The following is an 18,385-nucleotide window of genomic DNA, read 5'->3' as shown; positions in this document are numbered from 1 at the left end:
AAAGCGCTTGCGCTGGTGTGTGAATGCGGGCTTGTTGTCTTGTCCCTATGCGCTCGTGAGCAGCGCAGTAAATGCAGATCGATGCGCGGCGCCCTGCTGCCGCCAGACCGCGAACCCGCGAAACGTACGGTCGTGCGCATGCATTACACTCTAAGCCATTGCGAACTCTGATCGAATGGAGACACGATGCGCGCGATTCGCTGCAATCAGTACGGCCCGCCGGAGAGCCTCACCGTCGAAGAGTTGCCTGATCTGGAACCGCCGCCAGGGCATGTCGTGATCGACGTGAAGGCGGCCTCCGTCAACTTTCCCGATGTGCTGATCATCCAGAACAAGTATCAGTTCAAGCCGCCACTGCCTTTTACGCCAGGCTCGGAAGTCGCGGGCATCGTGCGCGCGGTCGGTGCGGGGGTCACGCAGTTCACGCCCGGCTCCCGCGTGGTCGCGTTCACGGGCTCGGGCGGCTTCGCGCAGCAGGCGCTTGCGAGCGAGTCGGCCTGCGTGCCGCTCGCCGAAGACGTCGACCTCGAACTGGCCGCGGCCTTCACGCTCGCGTATGGCACGTCGCATCACGCGGTGGTCGACCGCGCCGCGCTGCAAGCCGGCGAGACGATGCTCGTGCTGGGCGCGGCGGGCGGCGTGGGACTCGCGGCTGTGGAAATCGGCAAGGCGCTCGGCGCGCGCGTGATCGCGGCGGCGTCGAGCGATGAAAAGCTCGCGGTGTGCTTGCAACATGGCGCCGACGCGACGATCAACTACGCGACCGAGGACCTGCGCGAGCGCATCAAGACGCTCACCGACGGCAAAGGCCCGGACGTGATCTACGATCCGGTCGGCGGCGTGTATGCGGAGCCGGCGTTTCGCAGCATCGGCTGGCGCGGTCGCTACCTGGTGGTCGGCTTCGCGAACGGCGAGATTCCGAAGCTGCCGCTCAATCTGACGCTGCTCAAAGGCGCGAGCGTGGTCGGCGTGTTCTGGGGAGACTTTGCGAAGCGCGAGCCCGAGCGCAATCATGCGGCGTTCCGGCAGATGGTCGGCTGGATCGGCGAAGGCAAGCTCAAGCCGCATGTGTCCGCGCGTTATCCGCTCGATGAAACGGCGCGCGCGCTGCGCGATATGGCCGAGCGTCGCGTGATCGGCAAGGTGGTGATCACGCCGTAGCCGGCCTCGCTGAGACGCGGCGCTCGCTCAAACAAAAACAGCGTGCGGCTCTGCGAGCCCACGCTGTTTTTTTTGCGCTGTGAAGTTTACGGCGCCTACAGCTTTTCGGTGTCTCCGGTCTTTGGCTGCCACTTCATCAGATGCCGCTCGCCGACGCCGACGATCGCATCGAGAATCAGCGCGAACGCGGTCAACACGAGAATGCCGGCGAACACGGTGTTGATGTCGAACGTGCCTTCGGCCTGCAGGATCAGATAGCCGACGCCGCGCGCGGAGCCGAGGTACTCGCCCACCACCGAGCCCACGAACGCGAGACCCACCGACGTGTGCAAGCTCGAAAAGACCCAGCTCATCGCGCTCGGCAAATAGACATAGCGCAGCAGTTGCTTGCCGTTTGCGCCGAGCATGCGCGCGTTCGCGAGCACGACCGGACTCACTTCCTTCACGCCCTGATAGACGTTGAAGAACACGATGAAGAACACCAGCGTGACGCCAAGCGCGACCTTCGACCAGATGCCAAGACCGAACCACACGCCGAAGATCGGCGCGAGAATCACGCGCGGCATTGAGTTCGCGGCCTTGATGTACGGATCGAACAGCGCGCTCGCAAGCGGCGACAGCGCGAGCCATAAACCAACGCCGAGTCCGAGCGCCGTGCCGAGCGCAAACGCGAGCACGGTCTCGAGCAGCGTGATCCACAGGTGCAGATAGATCTCGCCGGTTGTGAACCATTCCCAGATCCGCAGCAAGACTTTTTGCGGTTCGCCGAAGAAGAAAGCCGCCTTGTTCGGATCGTCGAAATAAAACGCGGGCAGCAGTGTCGGGCTCGTCAGCACGTACCAGAGCACGAAGCACAGCACGAGCAGCAGCCACTGCCAGATCACCAGATTCGCCCGGTTCGGGCGCAACGTCTTCCACATGACTCGGTTTGCCTCGGTTTGGCTTGGACGGTTGATAGACGTAAAGCGCGTTGCGTTCAGAGAGCGTTCAATGAGACGTCATACAGCGGTGAGTTGCTGTTGATAGCCTTTTAGCACCTCGTCGCGCAGCACGCTCCAGATCTGCGCGTGCAACTCGACGAAGCGCGGATGCGAACGGATTTCGGCGACGTCGCGCGGACGCGGCAAGTCGATCGTGAATTCGCCGATCGGATGCGTGCCCGGTCCCGCCGAGAGAACGACCACGCGATCCGACATCGCAATGGCCTCGTCGAGATCGTGCGTGATGAAAAGCACGGCCTTGCGTTTTGCCGCCCACAGGTCTAGCAACTCGTTTTCCATGAGTTGCCGCGTCTGGATGTCGAGCGCGGAAAACGGCTCGTCCATCAGGATGATGTCGGGGTCGAGAATCAGCGTCTGCGCCATCGCGACGCGCTTGCGCATGCCGCCCGACAATTGATGCGGATAGCGGTCGCCGAAACCGCCGAGACCCACGCGCTTGAGCCACTCCTCGGCTTTGGCACGCGCTTCCTGCTGCGCCACGCCGTGAAACGCGAGGCCGGCGATCACGTTGTCGATAGCGGAGCGCCACGGCATCAACGCGTCGGCCTGGAACATGTAGCCCGCGCGCCGGTTGATGCCGTTCAACGGCTCGCCGAATACGCTGACCGTACCCGCCGACGGCCCGAGCAAGCCCGCGCCGACATTCAGCAACGTGGACTTGCCGCAGCCGGTCGGGCCGACCACCGAGACGAACTCGCCGGGCGCGATCCGCAACGTGGTGTCCTTGACCGCCGTATAGCGCTGCGCGCGGTTGTCGCGCGCGGCGAAGGTGCAAGTGATGTTTTCGAGCGCCAGAGCTGCAACGGTCATGGTTCGACTCGCTTCGAGGATCGGTTGTTCGATGATAGGCTGACACGCGCCGCGCGCGGCATGTCGTCGTCGCGCGGCGCTCGAAGTTTTACGCCTTGACGGTGCTGAGCGCTTTCTTGACGAAGTCGTTGGTCCACGTCTTCGACACGTCGATCGGCTTGCCCTGCACGGTCGCGTCGAACGCCTGCAAGGTCTTGAGCGCGGTGCCGGGGCCGTCGGTCGGCATGAGGCCGTCGGGCGACATGGCTTCCTTGACGTGCTGCCATGCGTCGAGATAAACGGCGCGATCGCCGAGCAGATAGCTCTCCGGCACGGTGTTGATCAACTCGGTGCCGGTCGCCGTCTGCAGCCACTTCAGCGCGCGCACCATTGCATTGGTCAGCGCCTGCGTGGTGTTCGGATTCTTCGTGATGAAGCTTTGCGACGCATACAGGCAGCCTGCCGGCATGTCGCCGCCGAATACGCTGCGCGTATCGGCAAGCGTGCGCGTGTCGGAGACGATACGAATGTCGCCGGTGCGTTCGAGCTTGGTCATCACCGGGTCGAGGTTCGCCAGCGCGTCGATCTGGCCGGACTGCAGCGCGGCAATCGCGCCCGCGCCCGCACCCACGCCGATGAACGCGACGTCTTTCGCGGTCAGCCCGCCCTTGGCCAGCACGAAGCTCGCCATGATCGACGTCGACGATCCGGGCGCGGTCACGCCGATCTTCTTGCCACGCAGATCGGCGATCGACTTGTAGTTGGGCATCGTCTTCTTCGACACCGCGAGCACGATTTGCGGCGCGCGTCCTTGCAGCACGAATTCGCGGAACGACTGCTTTTGCGCCTGCAACAGCAGCGTGTGTTCGAACGCGCCGGACACCACATCGGCGCTGCCGCCCACCGCCGCCTTCAACGCTTGCGAGCCGCCGGCGAAGTCGGAGATTTCGACGTCGAGTCCTTCGTCCTTGAAGTAATTGCGGCGCTCGGCAATCGTGAGCGGCAAATAATAAAAGAGGTTCTTTCCGCCGACGGCAATGGCCACCTTCGTGGTTTCCAGTTTGCCCTGTGCGAAGGCGAGCGGCGTGGCCGTGAGCGTGGCGCCGGCAAGCGCGGCCGTACCGGCGAGGAAGCTTCTGCGATGCATGTTGGTTGTCTCCGAGGCTCTTGCAATTCTGCTGTTGCGATTTTATTGGCAGGTTGCTGCTTGCGTTGTGCGTGCGTGCGCGGCGTTCATGTGTCGGTCACATGGCTCACATGGCGCTCATGTCTCTCACGCCGCACTCACACAACTTGTTGCGCATGCAACCTTGCGATGTGGTCTGCATCATAACCTAGCGACTGCAGGACTTCATCCGTATGTTCACCCAGTTCGGGGCCGAGCCAGCGCGTTTCGCCGGGCGTCGCCGAGAGCTTCGGCGTGACCGCGGGCAGCGTGATCTCGCGGCCGTCCTGCCACTTGAAGCGCTGAATCATCTGACGCGCGAGGTACTGCGGATCGGTGAACATATCGGCCACGCTGTAGATGCGCCCCACCGGCACGTCGGCGGCGTTGAGCACTGCGAGCGCTTCGTCGATGGTGCGCGGCGCGAGCCACTCGGCGATCGCCGCGTCGATTTCCCCGGTGCGCGGCACGCGGCCGTCGTTGTGTGCGAGAGCGGGATCGTTGGCGAGATCCTCGCGTTCAATGGCAATCATCAGCCGCCTGAAAATCGGATCGCTATTGCCGCCAATCACGATGCTGCCGTCGCGGCAAGGGTACGTATTCGACGGCACGATGCCCGGCAGCGACGCGCCGGTGCGCTCGCGCACCATGCCGTACACGCCGTATTCGGGCACCATGCTTTCCATCATGTTGAAGACGGCCTCGTACAACGCGACGTCGACGACCTGCCCTTTGCCGCCGTTCACCTGCTTGTGATGCAGCGCCATCAGCGCGCCGATCACGCCGTGCAGCGCCGCAATCGAATCGCCGATCGAAATGCCGATGCGCGGCGGCGGCAATTCGGGGTAGCCGGTGATATGACGCAGACCGCCCATCGACTCGGCGATCGCACCGAAGCCAGGCCGATCGCGATACGGCCCGGTCTGGCCGTAACCGGAAAGCCGCACCATCACGAGTCCCGGATTTTCCGCCGATAGCACGTCGTAACCGAGCCCCAGCTTTTCGAGCAAGCCAGGCCTGAAATTCTCGACGACGATGTCTGCTTCACGCGCGAGGCGGCGCACGATCTCCTTGCCCTCCTCGGCCTTCAGGTTGATCGTGACGGACTTCTTGTTGCGCGCCTGCACGGCCCACCAGAGCGACGTGCCGCCGACTTCCGGATAAAGCTTGCGCCACTTGCGCAGCGGATCGCCGCCTTTCGGATCTTCGATCTTGATGACGTCGGCGCCGAACTCGCCGAGAAAGCGCGCGGCGAATGGGCCGGCGATCAGGGTGCCGAGCTCGAGGACTTTGACGCCGGCGAGCGGGCCAGCGCCGGGTGGGTTTTGCGGCGCGCCGTTCGCGCCCGAATCGGGAGTTGCGCTCATAGTCTCCTTCTCTGTTTTTGCTGTTTTGGCTGTTTCGGCGGCAGCGCTGGCGCCCACTCGTGCGGCTTGCCGCTACATCGAGCGGCGGTCAAGCATCGCGCGCGCGATGGTGCCCGCGTCGACGTATTCCAGTTCGCCGCCCACCGGCACGCCGCGGGCGAGGCGCGTGACGGCCAGACCGCGCGCCTTCAGCGTTTGCCCGAGATAGTGCGCGGTGGCCTCGCCCTCGTTGGTGAAGTTGGTGGCCAGCACGACTTCTTTAACGATGCCGTCCGACGCGCGCTTCACCAGCCGGTCGAAATGTATCTCCTTCGGGCCGATGCCGTCGAGCGGACTCAGACGCCCCATCAGCACGAAGTAGAGGCCGCGATAGGTCATGGTCTGCTCGAGCATGATCTGATCGGCGGGCGTCTCGACGACGCACAGCAACGTTGGATCGCGCTCCGAATCGAGGCACACTTCACAGATCTGCGCTTCGGTGAAGGTGTTGCACTTCTCGCAGTGCTGCAGATGCTCGGTCGCGAACAGCAACGCGCGACCGAGCTTCTCGGCGCCGTCGCGGTCGTGCTGCATCAGATGGTAGGCCATGCGTTGCGCGGACTTCGGCCCGACTCCAGGCAGCACGCGCAGCGCTTCGACGAGCGCCGACAAGGCGGAAGGTTGTTTCATGCGGATCGGCGTCGAGGTGAGTGAGGCCCGGGAATGCGGATTGGAACGCGTTTTTTGCGAACGTGGTACGAGCTTGTTTCAGCGGGCAAAGCTACGCGTGGCGATCTGCCGGCAGGTGGCATGGAGCGGCTCTTCACCGGCGAGTCTGGTCAGACAGCGCGCGGCAGCAAACGGCAACGATGCGCAACCAGGCGCGTCCGCGGTCGTCTCGCGAGGCGCACGGTCAGGCATCGCGCGGTGGGACCGACCACGAGTTCGACGCGTGCCGCGCTCTGCGTCGGCCCTCTTTACTCAGCCGCTTTGTGCACGCCCGGCAGACGACGTTGCCAGTTTGCCGCGTCGCCTGGAAGCGTCGCTTAGAACGGCAGTTTGAAGCCGGGCGGCAGCGGCAGGCCCGAGGTCATTCCGCCCATCTTTTCCTGCGCGGTCGCTTCGGCCTTGCGAACGGCGTCGTTGAATGCAGCGGCGACGAGGTCTTCGAGCATGTCCTTGTCGTCGGCGAGCAGGCTCGGATCGATCGACACGCGACGCACGTCGTTCTTGCAGGTCATCGTCACCTTGACGAGACCGGCGCCCGACTGCCCTTCGACTTCGATCTGAGCGAGCTGCTCCTGCATCTTCTTCATGTTTTCCTGCATCTGCTGAGCCTGTTTCATCAGCCCGGCGAGTTGACCTTTCATCATGGAAATGCTCCTTCTTGATAGCGTGAAATTCGGGAATCGGGCGCGCTTTTAATGTGCTTGCGTTCAGCGGCGCGGCGAATCAGTGAACCTGGGACGCGCCGTTCTGGCCGGCGTCGGGAGTAATCGGGCGGATCGAGCCCGGCACGATGCTCGCGTCGAATTCGCGGATCAGCGACTGCACGAACGGATCGGCGCTGATCTCGCGCTCGGCTTCCTGCTGACGTTGCGCGCGCATTGCGGCGTCGTGAGCGGCTGCAGTGCGGCGGGCCGGGCCGACTTCGACCACCACGTCGACATGCTGGCCGAGCTTGTCGGCGAGCGCCGCCTTGAGCTTCGCGACCTGCGAGGTTTCCGCGTACTGCGGCACGGGCACGTTGAGTTTGAGCGTGTTGCCTTCGAGCGCCATCAGTTCGCTGTTGAACGCAAGCTGATACGAAATGCCCTTGAGCGGCAGATCGACGGCGAGCGCCGGCCAGTCGCCGTTGAAGCCCAGCGGGTCGAGCGGCACGGCGGGCGGCAGCGGACGCCGATCGACGGCCGGTGCCGGTGCGGACGGTGCCGACGCGTTCACGCGGACGTCGTCCGGACCGCTGTCGAACACAGGCATGTAGTTGTCGTCGGGCGGGCCGTAGTAGCCGTCGTCCGATGCGGAAAGCGGCATGTAGTCGTCGGGCGGCATGTCGTCCCACGGCGGAACCGGCGAGCCGTTTTGCTGCGCGTCGTTGCGGGTCGCTGATTGCGCTGATTGCGCTGATTGCGCTGATTGCGCTGATTGCGCTGATTGCGCTGATTGTGCTGATCGTGCTGGTTGCGCTGGTTGCGGTGGCTGCGTCGACTGAGCCGATTGCGCTGACGCGCGCACGGTCGACGCGGGCGGCTGCTGCGCAGCAGCGCCGCGCGGCGCGCCGGGCGTGGGCACGGGGACTACCACGCGTGGCGCGGCTGGCTTCGGTGTTGCCGGCGCCGCGGTTTTCGCGGCCGTGGCGGCACTCGCGCGGCCACGATCGGACGATACCTTCAACCCGGCGCTGCGCAGAACGTCGAGCGCTGCGCTCGCACCGCCCGCGCGACGCGGCGGCATTTCAGATTCGGCTGCGGCGGCGTTGTGGCCTGCGGCTTGATCGACCGCTTCGCTCGCGCGTGCGAACGCGGCGGCGGCGGGCGGGTTCAATGCGGCGGGAGGCGCATCCTCGGCGAGCTTTGTGTCGGTGGAGGCGGAGTCGGATGCAGTGGTAGTTGCTGTGTCGGGTGCGGACGGCTGCGCCGTATTCAAAGGTGTCGGCGCAGAAGACGCCTGTCCGGCATCAGAAGATGCGGTGGCGGATGCCTGCCCCACTTCCGAAGATCCGGTGGCGGATGCCGTTTCCGATGATCCGGCGGCGGATACCTGCGCCGCGTCGGAAGGCCGCGCGGCGGATGCCTGCGCCGCATCGGAAGACGCAGTGCCAGCGGATGCAGAAGCAGAGGCATCCGATGCGTCTGCGGCGGCGCGTCTATCAGCTACGGGCTCAGCCGGCGCGTCCTCCCACGGCGCCAACGGCGGCGCGGCAGCGGCCTGCGCTGCGGCAGGCGTTGCGCTGGACGGCGCGGACGCCGGAGCACTTGCCGCCGATCGCTCCAATTCTGCGCTCTCTACCACTGACGAAGAGGCGGCCTCGACCGCTGACTCAGACGCCGCAGCCGCTGTACGCGCTACATCGTGCGCCGCACGCTCCGCCGCATTCCCGCCATCCTGCCCCGCTGCGGACTGCGCATCCCGCCCAGCGGGCTCCATCGAATCGGCTCGACGAACCGGCTCGGCTAACGCAGCGGGTTCGGAAGACACCTTAGCTGCCACATCTCGCGACTCACCAACCGGCGACGCAGCCGCAGCAACGCCGCCCACCCCCGCCCTGCCCGCCCCGCCCATCGACGCAACACTCCCAGGCGAAGCCAACGCGCGTGGCTGCGCGGCCACCGCCGGCGCGCCCGCCCGCTTCGATCCACCCGCGCCCGCCTGCCCGGCTTGCGCACCAGACCCCGCGACGCCGCCACCGCCGCCCGTCGGCGCCGGCTCGAAAGCCAGCATGCGCAGCAGCGTCATCGTGAAGCCCGCGTATTCGTCGGGCGCGAGGCCGAGCTCGCTTCGTCCGATCGTCGCGATCTGATAGAACAACTGCACCTGCTCGGCGCTGAGCGTCTCGGCGAAACGCCGCAAATCGCCGGCTTCGGGCCATTCATCCAGTACCGACGACGGCGCGAACTGCGCCCACGCAATCCGATGCAGCAAGCTCGCGAGATCCTGCAGCGCCGTGGAAAACGACAGACTGCGCAGCGCCATTTCGTCGGCAATCGTGAGCACCGTTGCGCCGTCGCCCTGCGCGAGCGCATCGAGCAGGCGAATCAGGTAGCTCTGATCGAGCGCGCCGAGCATGCCGCGCACGGCTTCTTCATTGACCTGATTCGCCGAGTAGGCGATCGCCTGATCCGTCAGCGACAGCGCGTCGCGCATCGAACCGTCGGCGGCACGCGCGAGCAGACGCAACGCCTGCGCCTCGTAAGGCACTTTCTCTTCGCCGAGAATGTGTTCGAGGTGCGAGACGATATGGCCGGCCGGCATCTGCTTCAGATTGAACTGCAGACAGCGCGACAGCACCGTGACCGGAATCTTCTGCGGATCGGTGGTGGCGAGAATGAACTTGACGTGCGGCGGCGGTTCTTCGAGCGTCTTCAACATTGCGTTGAAGGCGTGATTCGTCAGCATGTGCACTTCGTCGATCATGTAGACCTTGAAGCGCGCGTCGACCGGCGCGTACACCGCGCGCTCGAGCAGCGCCGCCATTTCGTCGACGCCGCGATTACTCGCCGCGTCCATCTCGACGTAATCGACAAAGCGCCCTTCATCGATCTCGCGGCACGCCCGGCACACGCCGCACGGCGTGGACGTCACGCCCGTTTCGCAATTGAGCGCCTTCGAAAAAATGCGCGACAACGTCGTCTTGCCGACGCCCCGCGTGCCGGTAAACAGATAGGCGTGATGCAGACGGCCGCCGTCGAGCGCGTGCGTGAGCGCGCGCACCACGTGCTCCTGTCCGACGAGCGACGCGAAATCCTTCGGCCGCCATTTGCGTGCGAGAACTTGATAGGTCATCCGGAAATTGTATCAGTAACAATGCCGCGCAAAACCGATTCGGCTGGCCGCGCGAACGCGCGTCGCCCGTCGATTGAAAGCGGCTAATGGAACGATAGAAAAAAATGGTCGCGCGGCGCGCAGTGCGGCTTGCGTGCGGGTCCGTGCGCGTTGCGTGCGTTGTGCAGAGAGTACGCCCACCGCCGCGCGGCAAAGGCCAAGGGCCAAGACACCGCGAGCACGCTTGCGAAGCGAACGGACGAAGCAAAGCGAACCGGCATCTGAAGTAGATGCAACGTGGGCAAACGCAAGGGGAGAAAAGCAGGACAAACAGAAAGAGGAAGGTGACGAGCCTGACCCTCGGCACTGGTGGAAAACGGCTGTGGCTGCTTCGTTCCCGACCTGACCAGGTTGACCATCCCTCCATGCGAGGAGGCCCGTCACGAAACATTCTATCATCGCGTGGCGCTTTGTGCGACTGTTAATACGACCAAACCGGCAAGCACACGCCGAATCGCGAACCCGCCGATTCGGTTGCGACGCGCGCGCCGCTCACTTGAGTTTGTCCGCCGAGCCTCCACATAGGCTACGTCGCAGTTGATGAAATACGGTGGCACTTCATCGGCAGCCGTTGGCCCCACTGCCTGTGATGACTACTATCGCCCCCGGCAACGCATAGCGAATTAAGCTAAACTGCCGTACGGATGACCCGCAAACGCGGGCCCTTTGCCGAAGCCAGAAAGTCTCGTACTTTTCAGGCGCCGGCAGCGGGGCTCCGGGTGCGGCTAAGCGAACGGAAGTTTCCCCAGGTTTTGACGTATCGTGGCGAGCAATTCAGGCGGGCCTCGAACCGATAGAGGTATTCATACAATGAGCGAACAAATCAAGCATATTAGCGACGCATCGTTCGAACAGGACGTCGTGAAATCCGATAAACCCGTGCTGCTCGACTTCTGGGCTGAATGGTGCGGTCCGTGCAAGATGATCGCGCCGATCCTCGACGAAGTCGCCAAGGATTACGCCGATCGCCTGCAAATCGCCAAGATCAACGTCGACGAACATCAGTCGACGCCGGTCAAGTTCGGCGTGCGCGGCATCCCCACGCTGATCCTGTTCAAGAACGGCGCTGTCGCCGCGCAAAAGGTTGGCGCATTGTCGAAGTCGCAACTCACCGCGTTCCTCGACGGCAACCTGTAAAACAGCGGCGCGGGTGCGTCACGCGGTCCGCCCGGACCCGCGCGCGCCCGCGTTGTTCTGCTTGCTGTCCTGGCTTGCCGTGCTGTTGTCAGCCGGCAACGTTTCGAAGAAGAAAGATGCCGCGCCGGCGCACTGGCGGAAACTGGCGTGTGCTATGCTAGAATCCGCAAAACGTCGAAAAGACGTGTAAGTCCTTGAGCGGTTCCGCTCACTTCTCCTCCCAGATTCCATTTCGTCGCACCTTCTCCTGCGGGTTCTCCGTATGCATTTATCCGAGCTTAAGACTCTGCACGTGTCCGAATTGATCGAGATGGCCAATGGCCTCGAGATCGAAAGTGCGAACCGCCTGCGCAAGCAGGAATTGATGTTCGCCATTCTAAAAAAACGAGCCAAAACGGGCGACACGATTTTCGGCGACGGCACGCTCGAAGTGCTGCCGGACGGCTTCGGCTTCCTGCGTTCGCCGGAAACCTCCTATCTCGCCAGCACGGATGATATTTACATCAGCCCGTCGCAAATCCGCCGCTTCAACCTGCATACGGGCGACACGATCGAAGGCGAAGTACGCACGCCGAAAGACGGCGAACGCTATTTCGCGCTGGTGAAGGTGGACAAGGTCAACGGCCAGCCGCCGGAGGCCTCGAAGCACAAGATCATGTTCGAAAACCTGACGCCGCTGCACCCGAACAAGGTGCTGCTGCTCGAACGTGAAATGCGCGGCGAAGAAAATGTCACGGGCCGCATCATCGACATGATCGCGCCTATCGGCAAAGGCCAGCGCGGCCTGCTCGTCGCGTCGCCGAAGTCCGGCAAGACCGTGATGCTTCAGCATATCGCGCACGCCATCAAGCAGAACCATCCCGACGTCGTACTGTTTGTTCTGCTGATCGACGAACGTCCGGAAGAAGTGACGGAAATGCAGCGTTCGGTGGCGGGCGAAGTGATCGCATCCACGTTCGACGAACCCGCCGCACGTCACGTGCAGGTCGCCGAAATGGTGATCGAAAAGGCCAAGCGCCTCGTCGAAATGAAAAACGACGTGGTGATTCTGCTCGACTCCATCACGCGTCTCGCGCGCGCATACAACACGGTTGTGCCGGCTTCGGGCAAGGTGCTCACGGGCGGTGTCGACGCGAACGCGCTGCAACGGCCGAAGCGCTTCTTCGGCGCGGCGCGCAACATCGAGGAAGGCGGTTCGCTGACCATCATCGGCACGGCGCTGATCGAAACGGGCAGCCGCATGGACGACGTGATTTACGAAGAGTTCAAGGGCACCGGCAACATGGAAGTGCACCTGGAACGCCGCCTCGCCGAGAAGCGCGTGTATCCGTCGATCAATCTGAACAAGTCCGGCACGCGTCGCGAAGAACTGCTGATCAAGCCCGAAGTGCTGCAAAAAATCTGGGTGCTGCGCAAGTTCATTCACGACATGGACGAAGTCGAGTCGATGGAATTCCTGCTCGACAAGATCCGCCAGACCAAGAGCAACTCCGAATTCTTCGACATGATGCGTCGTGGCGGCGGCAGCTAAGCTGTTTGCCGACCAACGCAGCATCGGATGTGAAAACCGCTCGTCGCCGACGAGCGGTTTTTTTTCGTCTGGCGGTTTTGCGTGAGCGTATAGGGGCAGCGTTTCGGGTCGCATCGGCCAACCTGTACGTGAACGTACAGGTTGAAGTACAATCACCCCGCCGCCACTCCGAACGCCACCGCTCATGCCGACCGAGCCGCCTGCCCTGCTGACCGTCGCCGATGCCGCCGAGCGCCTCGGCGTCACGCCGCGCACACTGAAGTACTACGAGGAGCGCGGGCTTGTTTCGCCGACGCGCAGCGAAGGCCGCTACCGTCTCTACGACGAGGACGATTTGTCGCGCTTCGGGCGCATCCTGCGTTTGCGTTCGCTCGGTTTCTCGCTGCACGGCATCACCGAAATGCTGAAACGGCCGCTCGAACCAGTGGAAGGCAAACACCGCTTTTCGACGGAATCGCTGCAGCAGATTCATGGCGCCTTGGCGGCACAAGTCGACGCGTTGAACGCGCGTATCGAAGCCATGCGCCGCGAGCTGAAGGAAGCGCAGAAACTGCGCGACGAATTGAGCCCTGATCTCGACTATCTGAAGCGCCGTCTGGCCGGCGAAAATGCGGACGCGTTGCTCGAGCAACGCCGCAACGCGCTGACAAAAAACGGCAACGCGCGTAAAACAGCGAGCGCCATTAAACCCGCCAAGGCCGACGCAAAGCCCACAGCAAAACGCGCCAAAAAACCGCGTGCCTCGGCGTCGCGCGAGCGGTCATGAACACATCGCGGGCTCACGCAGGCTGGCTCAGTGCTGACAAGCTGCGTGGCGATTTTTTCCCGTGGGTGCTCGCGGTCGTCACCGGCCTCGACTACTTCGACAATTCCGTCTTTTCGTTTTTCGCGAGCTATATCGCCGGCGGCGTGAATGCGTCGCCGGATGAACTCGTCTGGGCTTCGAGCGCGTATGCCGTGGCTGCTGTGCTCGGTATCCTGCAGCAGGAATGGTGGGTCGAGCGTTTCGGCTACCGGCGCTATGTGGCAGGCTGCATGTTGTTCTACGCGGCCGGCGCGGTGGCCGCCGCGCTCAGCGAATCGTCGGTTGAACTTGCGTTTGCGCGCGGCTTTCAGGGCTACTTCATTGGCCCGATGATGGGCACCTGCCGCATTCTGATCCAGATGAGCTTCACACCCAGAGAGCGCCCCGCCGCAACCCGCGCGTTCCTGATACTGATCGTGTTGAGCAGCGCGCTGGCGTCGTTGATCGGCGGTCAGTTGATTGGGTATTTCGGCTGGCGCGCGCTCTTTGCGTGCACGGCGCCCGTGGGCGCGCTGTTCGCCGTGCTTGCGTTCGCCGCGTTGCCCGACGCGGGCAACCGTCTGCCCGAAGAGCGTGGTTCGGCGCATTTCTGGCCGTACATCATCTTTGCGTTTGCGCAAGGCGCGCTGCAGATCGTGATGCAGCAAGTCCGCTTCCAGTTGTTCAGCGCGTCGCCCGGTCTCATTCTGCTGACGGTCGCCGGCATCGTCGCACTCGGCTGGTTCGCGTATCACCAGTGGCATCACCCCGCCCCGCTCATGCGTCTGCATGCGTTGCGCGAAAAGGTGTTTCAGGTGGGCCTCGTGCTCTACATGTTCTACTACTACCTGTCGACCGCGTTCAGCTACCTCGTGTCGCGTTTCCTCGAAAGCGGGCTGGGTTATCCGGTCGAGAATGCCGGGCAACTCGTCGGCGTCACGTCGCTGATTTCGGCGAGCGCGCTCTTCGTCTACCTTCGCTATGCAAAGCTGCTCACGCGCAAGAAGTGGATCATCGTGCCGGGCTTCGCGATCGCCGCGCTGACGGCCGCGTGGATGACGCGCATGTCGCCCGCCGCCGGCGAGGCCGCGCTCGCGGGACCGCTGCTGTTGCGCGGCCTGCTGTTATTGTTCATCGTGCTGCCGGTCGCGAACCTCACGTTCAGAATCTTCGCGATAGAAGAGTTCTCGCACGGCTACCGGCTCAAGAATGTCGTGCGCCAGTTGACCATCTCGTTTGCGACGGCGTCGGTGATCATCGTCGAGCAGCATCGGCAGGCGTTGCATCAGGCGCGCCTCGCGGAGTTTGTGAATCCGTACAATCCGGTGTTTCAGGATTCGCTGGCCGCACTTACGCGGGCGTTTTCCGCGGCCGGACATTCGCCCTCGGACGCGCATTCGCTTGCCGTCGTCGAGATCAGCCGGGCCGTGGCGCGGCAGGCGAGTTTTCTGAGTTCGCTGGACGGCTTCTATTTCCTGATCGGCATCGCGATATGCGGCGGGATTTTCGCCGCGTTGCAAAAACAGATCGACTAACGGTTTCATCGCCCATGCTTTCGAAACTCACTGGATGGCTCGGCTCACGCCGGCGCGAGCGCGCGCTGCGCGACTACGCGATCGGCGACACGCTGTGGCAAGCCACGCTCGACGGCCTGCCGTTCCTCGCGCATCTCGATGCGCCGGACCTCGCGCGCCTGCGCGAAATGAGCAGCCTGTTCATCGCGCAAAAGGAGTTCTCCACCGCGCACGAGCTCGAACTGACCGACGCGATGACCGTCGCGATCGCGGCTCAGGCGTGCTTGCCGGTGCTGAATCTGAGCCTCGACCTGTATCGCGGATGGGTCGGCGTGATCGTCTATCCGGGCGAGTTCGTGATCCGCAAGACCGTCGAGGACGAAGACGGCGTCGTCCACGAAGTCGAGCACGACGCGAGCGGCGAAGCATGGGAAGGCGGCCCCGTGATCCTGTCGTGGGAAGACGCGCAGATGACCGACGGGACGGACGCGTACAACGTGGTGATCCACGAATTCGCGCACAAGATCGACATGCTGAACGGCGAAGCGGACGGCCATCCGCCGCTCGTGCGCCGCTGGCATGCGCCGCTCGACTCAGAGGCGTGGGCGGACGTGTTCGATTCCGCCTACGACCAGTTCTGCGCCCGCGTCGACGCCGTGCCGCAGCGGCGCTGGACGCGCTTCGAGCGCGAGTCGCTGATCGATCCGTACGCCGCGGACCATCCGTCGGAATTCTTCGCGGTATGCAGCGAAGCGCTCTTCGTCAAGCCGCATGCTTTCGAGGCGGAGTATCCGGAACTGTACAGATTGCTCGCGCGCTATTACCGCCAGGACCCGGCGCGAGCCGGTCTGACGTTCGCCGCACCGTGATTTTCCGAATAGCGGCTGAATTCAGGCGGAAATGTGTCAAGAAAGCGGTCAAAAAACCTCGTCAGATTCGTCAAGCGACTGATTTTCTGGCATAATCGCCGTTTTTCGACCATAGGCAAGTGGCTCGCGCCTAAATGCGGTCCGCGCAACAGCGGCCTCACGCGGGTTGGCTACCGCCAGATTTAAGGAAAGATCATGAAAGAAGGCATTCACCCGAATTACCGCGAAGTCCTGTTCATCGACGTGTCGAACGACTTCAGGTTTGTGACGCGCTCCACGATCCAGACGCGTGAAACCGCCGAATTCAACGGCAAGACGTACCCGCTCGCCAAGATCGAAGTGTCGTCGGAATCGCATCCGTTCTACACCGGCCAGCAAAAGATCATGGACACGGCAGGCCGCGTCGAGAAGTTCCGCAACAAGTTCGGCTCGCGCGCTACCGGCAAGGCAGCAGCAAAGTAATACGCGCTTTGATCACCGCTTCGCCGGTTTCGGCCAGCAGCGGTGCAGCGAAAAGGAAGGGCAGCGCAAGCTGCCCTTTTTTGTCGCCTGCGCGCGGGCGGCTTGCGTCGCCTGGCTATGCTCACGCGCCCATCGCGCTCACGAGCGGCATCGCGCAACTCGCGCCTGAGCGCCTATGCGGGCCGATTGCAGCCCCGTTGCACGCGATTACTTGCCGTGACGCGCACAGTGCCGCCCGACTACAATGCCGGATGCTCCAATCGGGCCATCGCCGGCAGGAAGGTAGTCCGGTGACGGCTTTCGCTTATCCACTATCCCAAACCGCATGAGACCTGTCGTTCGCCTCACTGCCTCCGCGACCAGTGCGCTGCCACGCTGGCTGCTGTTGACCATCTGTATCGTCTACGCGTCGTTCGGCCTGTTCGGCCGCGATCCGTGGAAGAACGAGGACGCAGCCGGCTTCGGCGTGATGTGGACCATGGCGAACGGCAGCGCGCACGACTGGCTGCTGCCGAATCTCGTCGGCAAATACCTCACTGAAGACGGCCCGCTCGGCTACTGGCTCGGCGCGATCGCGATCCGCGTGCTGGCGCCGTGGGTCGACGCGAGCAATGCATCGCGCGTCTTCACAGGGCTGCTGTTCTGCGCGGGCTGCGCGTTCGTCTGGTATGCGGCCTACCTGCTCGGGCGGCGCGCCGAAGTGCAGCCGTTCAAATACGCATTCGGCGGCGAGCCGGAGCCGCGCGACTACGGCCGCACGCTCGCCGACGGCGCCCTGCTGATCCTGCTCGCGTGCTTCGGCCTCGCCGAACGCGGCCACGAAACGACGCCGCAACTCGCGCAATTCGTCGGCATCGCGATGCTGGTGTACGGCCTCGTGCGGATGATCGACAAGCCGATTCAGGGCGCTTCGATCTGGGGCCTCGCACTCGGCCTCGTGACGCTCGCGAGCAGCCCGGTGCTGGTCGGCGCGCTGCTGCTCGGCACCCTCGCGATGACCTTGATCGTGCGCGAAACGCGCTCGCGCTGGCTGCTGCTGGCGGGCCTGCCGATCGCTCTGGGGCTCTCCGTCGCATGGCCGATTGCCGCGCTGGCCGCGTTTCCCGTCGACGCCGTCTGGTATCTGAACCAGTGGGTGCACGTGAGCCTGAGCTCGTTCGCCGGCCCGCCCGGCTCGGTGGCGGCTTACGCGCTCAAGAACCTGCCGCTCTTCACGTGGCCCGCGTGGCCGCTCGCGCTATGGGCGTGGTTTAGCTGGTCGGGGCTGCGCCGCGGGCCGCACGTGGCGATTCCCCTTTCGGTGATCGGGCCGCTGTTCGTGCTGGTGGTGCTGCAAAGCCATCAGTCGAACCGGCTCTATATGCTGCTGCTGCCGCCGCTCGCGGTGCTGGCCACCTTCGCGCTGCCTACGCTCAAGCGCGGCGCAATCAACGCAATCGACTGGTTCGCCCTGCTCAGCTTCACGATTCTCGGCAGCTTCGTGTGGCTCGTTTATGTGGCCGGGCTGACCGGTTTCCCGCATCCGCTGGCGCGCAATCTCGCGCGTCTCGCGCCGGGCTTTGCGCCGCAGTTCAAGATTCTTTCGTTCGTCTGCGCGGTCGCGGTGACGGTGTGCTGGTTCGTGCTGGTGCAATGGCGTCTCGCGCGCCATCCGAAGGTGTTGTGGCGCAGCGTGGTGCTCTCCAGCGCGGGCACGACGCTGATGTGGGTGCTGCTCATGACCTTGTGGCTGCCGGTCGTCAACTACAGCCGGACATATAAGGACGTGGCCCAACAGATCTCGAGCCATCTGCCCGACGACTACACCTGCATATCGCCGGTGCGCCTCGGCAATGCGCAGATCGCGACCTTCGCGTATTTCGGCGACATGCACTTCGCGTTCAATGAAGATTGCGACGTGATTCTGCGTCAGGACACGCAGGACTACGGCGAGCCGAGCGCAATGTCCAACTTCGTGTGGAAGCTCGTATGGGAAGGCCGACGCGCGGCCGACCGCGACGAACGCTTCCGTCTGTATGTCCGCATCGACCGGCCGAAGCCGCCCGTCGTCAAACGGCGCAGCTGGCACAAGAAAGCCGACTGAA

The 18,385-nt window shown here is 63.8% G+C and carries 15 protein-coding genes and 1 other RNA gene; 8 read left to right on the top strand and 8 right to left on the bottom strand.

The window, feature by feature from the left end; all coding sequences use genetic code 11:
* Positions 1-186 precede the first annotated feature (186 nt).
* Positions 187-1,161, top strand: coding sequence for an NADPH:quinone oxidoreductase family protein (locus C8K18_RS12950; RefSeq protein WP_107707697.1), 975 nt, complete (start codon positions 187-189; stop codon positions 1,159-1,161).
* Between the two features lie 95 nt (positions 1,162-1,256).
* Here C8K18_RS12950 and C8K18_RS12945 read toward each other — a convergent pair whose 3' ends face one another.
* The 8 genes from C8K18_RS12945 to ffs all read right to left on the bottom strand — a co-directional run bounded on the left by C8K18_RS12945 (position 1,257) and on the right by ffs (position 10,386).
* Entirely contained in the window at positions 1,257-2,081 is an 825-nt protein-coding gene (locus tag C8K18_RS12945; protein ID WP_006048871.1) for an ABC transporter permease, read from the bottom strand.
* Between the two features lie 78 nt (positions 2,082-2,159).
* Complete coding sequence (locus C8K18_RS12940) at positions 2,160-2,972, bottom strand: ABC transporter ATP-binding protein (RefSeq protein WP_006048870.1); 813 nt, start codon at positions 2,970-2,972, stop codon at positions 2,160-2,162.
* A gap of 88 nt (positions 2,973-3,060) precedes the next feature.
* Complete coding sequence (locus tag C8K18_RS12935; protein WP_029968283.1) at positions 3,061-4,098, bottom strand: ABC transporter substrate-binding protein; 1,038 nt, start codon at positions 4,096-4,098, stop codon at positions 3,061-3,063.
* A gap of 137 nt (positions 4,099-4,235) precedes the next feature.
* Positions 4,236-5,483, bottom strand: a complete 1,248-nt coding sequence (locus C8K18_RS12930) for a CaiB/BaiF CoA-transferase family protein (RefSeq protein ID WP_107707696.1) — start codon at positions 5,481-5,483, stop codon at positions 4,236-4,238.
* Positions 5,484-5,555: 72 nt separating this feature from the next.
* Complete coding sequence (gene recR / locus C8K18_RS12925; RefSeq protein WP_006048867.1) at positions 5,556-6,152, bottom strand: recombination mediator RecR; 597 nt, start codon at positions 6,150-6,152, stop codon at positions 5,556-5,558.
* A gap of 356 nt (positions 6,153-6,508) precedes the next feature.
* Positions 6,509-6,835, bottom strand: coding sequence for a YbaB/EbfC family nucleoid-associated protein (locus C8K18_RS12920; RefSeq protein ID WP_006048866.1), 327 nt, complete (start codon positions 6,833-6,835; stop codon positions 6,509-6,511).
* Positions 6,836-6,914: 79 nt separating this feature from the next.
* Positions 6,915-9,965, bottom strand: coding sequence for a DNA polymerase III subunit gamma/tau (gene dnaX / locus C8K18_RS12915; protein WP_107707695.1), 3,051 nt, complete (start codon positions 9,963-9,965; stop codon positions 6,915-6,917).
* A 322-nt stretch (positions 9,966-10,287) separates the two neighbouring features.
* Positions 10,288-10,386: signal recognition particle sRNA small type (ffs, locus tag C8K18_RS12910), an RNA gene on the bottom strand.
* Positions 10,387-10,814: 428 nt separating this feature from the next.
* Here ffs and trxA point away from each other — a divergent pair.
* The 7 genes from trxA to C8K18_RS12875 all read left to right on the top strand — a co-directional run bounded on the left by trxA (position 10,815) and on the right by C8K18_RS12875 (position 18,384).
* Positions 10,815-11,141 carry a thioredoxin TrxA gene (trxA, locus tag C8K18_RS12905; RefSeq protein ID WP_006048864.1) on the top strand — a complete coding sequence of 109 codons (327 nt, stop codon included), beginning with the start codon at positions 10,815-10,817 and terminating at the stop codon, positions 11,139-11,141.
* A 262-nt stretch (positions 11,142-11,403) separates the two neighbouring features.
* The gene (rho, locus tag C8K18_RS12900; RefSeq protein ID WP_006048863.1) at positions 11,404-12,672 is read left to right on the top strand and encodes a transcription termination factor Rho; all 1,269 of its coding nucleotides are present in this window, start codon (positions 11,404-11,406) and stop codon (positions 12,670-12,672) included.
* 184 nt (positions 12,673-12,856) lie between these two features.
* Positions 12,857-13,438, top strand: a complete 582-nt coding sequence (locus C8K18_RS12895; protein WP_107707694.1) for a MerR family transcriptional regulator — start codon at positions 12,857-12,859, stop codon at positions 13,436-13,438.
* Positions 13,435-14,991 (top strand): MFS transporter, encoded by a 1,557-nt coding sequence (locus C8K18_RS12890; protein ID WP_107707693.1) that lies wholly within the window; start codon positions 13,435-13,437, stop codon positions 14,989-14,991. The genes C8K18_RS12895 and C8K18_RS12890 overlap by 4 nt, the downstream gene beginning before the upstream one ends.
* Positions 14,992-15,005: 14 nt before the next feature.
* Positions 15,006-15,839 carry a M90 family metallopeptidase gene (locus tag C8K18_RS12885; protein ID WP_107707692.1) on the top strand — a complete coding sequence of 278 codons (834 nt, stop codon included), beginning with the start codon at positions 15,006-15,008 and terminating at the stop codon, positions 15,837-15,839.
* A gap of 195 nt (positions 15,840-16,034) precedes the next feature.
* On the top strand, positions 16,035-16,301 hold the full coding sequence (locus C8K18_RS12880; protein ID WP_006048858.1) for a type B 50S ribosomal protein L31: 267 nt from the start codon (positions 16,035-16,037) through the stop codon (positions 16,299-16,301).
* 325 nt (positions 16,302-16,626) lie between these two features.
* Positions 16,627-18,384, top strand: a complete 1,758-nt coding sequence (locus tag C8K18_RS12875; RefSeq protein WP_006048857.1) for a glycosyltransferase family 39 protein — start codon at positions 16,627-16,629, stop codon at positions 18,382-18,384.
* The last annotated feature ends 1 nt before the right edge of the window (position 18,385 follow it).

Source organism: Paraburkholderia sp. GV068, assembly GCF_003058125.1.
Lineage (GTDB): Bacteria > Pseudomonadota > Gammaproteobacteria > Burkholderiales > Burkholderiaceae > Paraburkholderia > Paraburkholderia graminis.
This window is presented reverse-complemented; position numbering and strand designations above follow the sequence as displayed.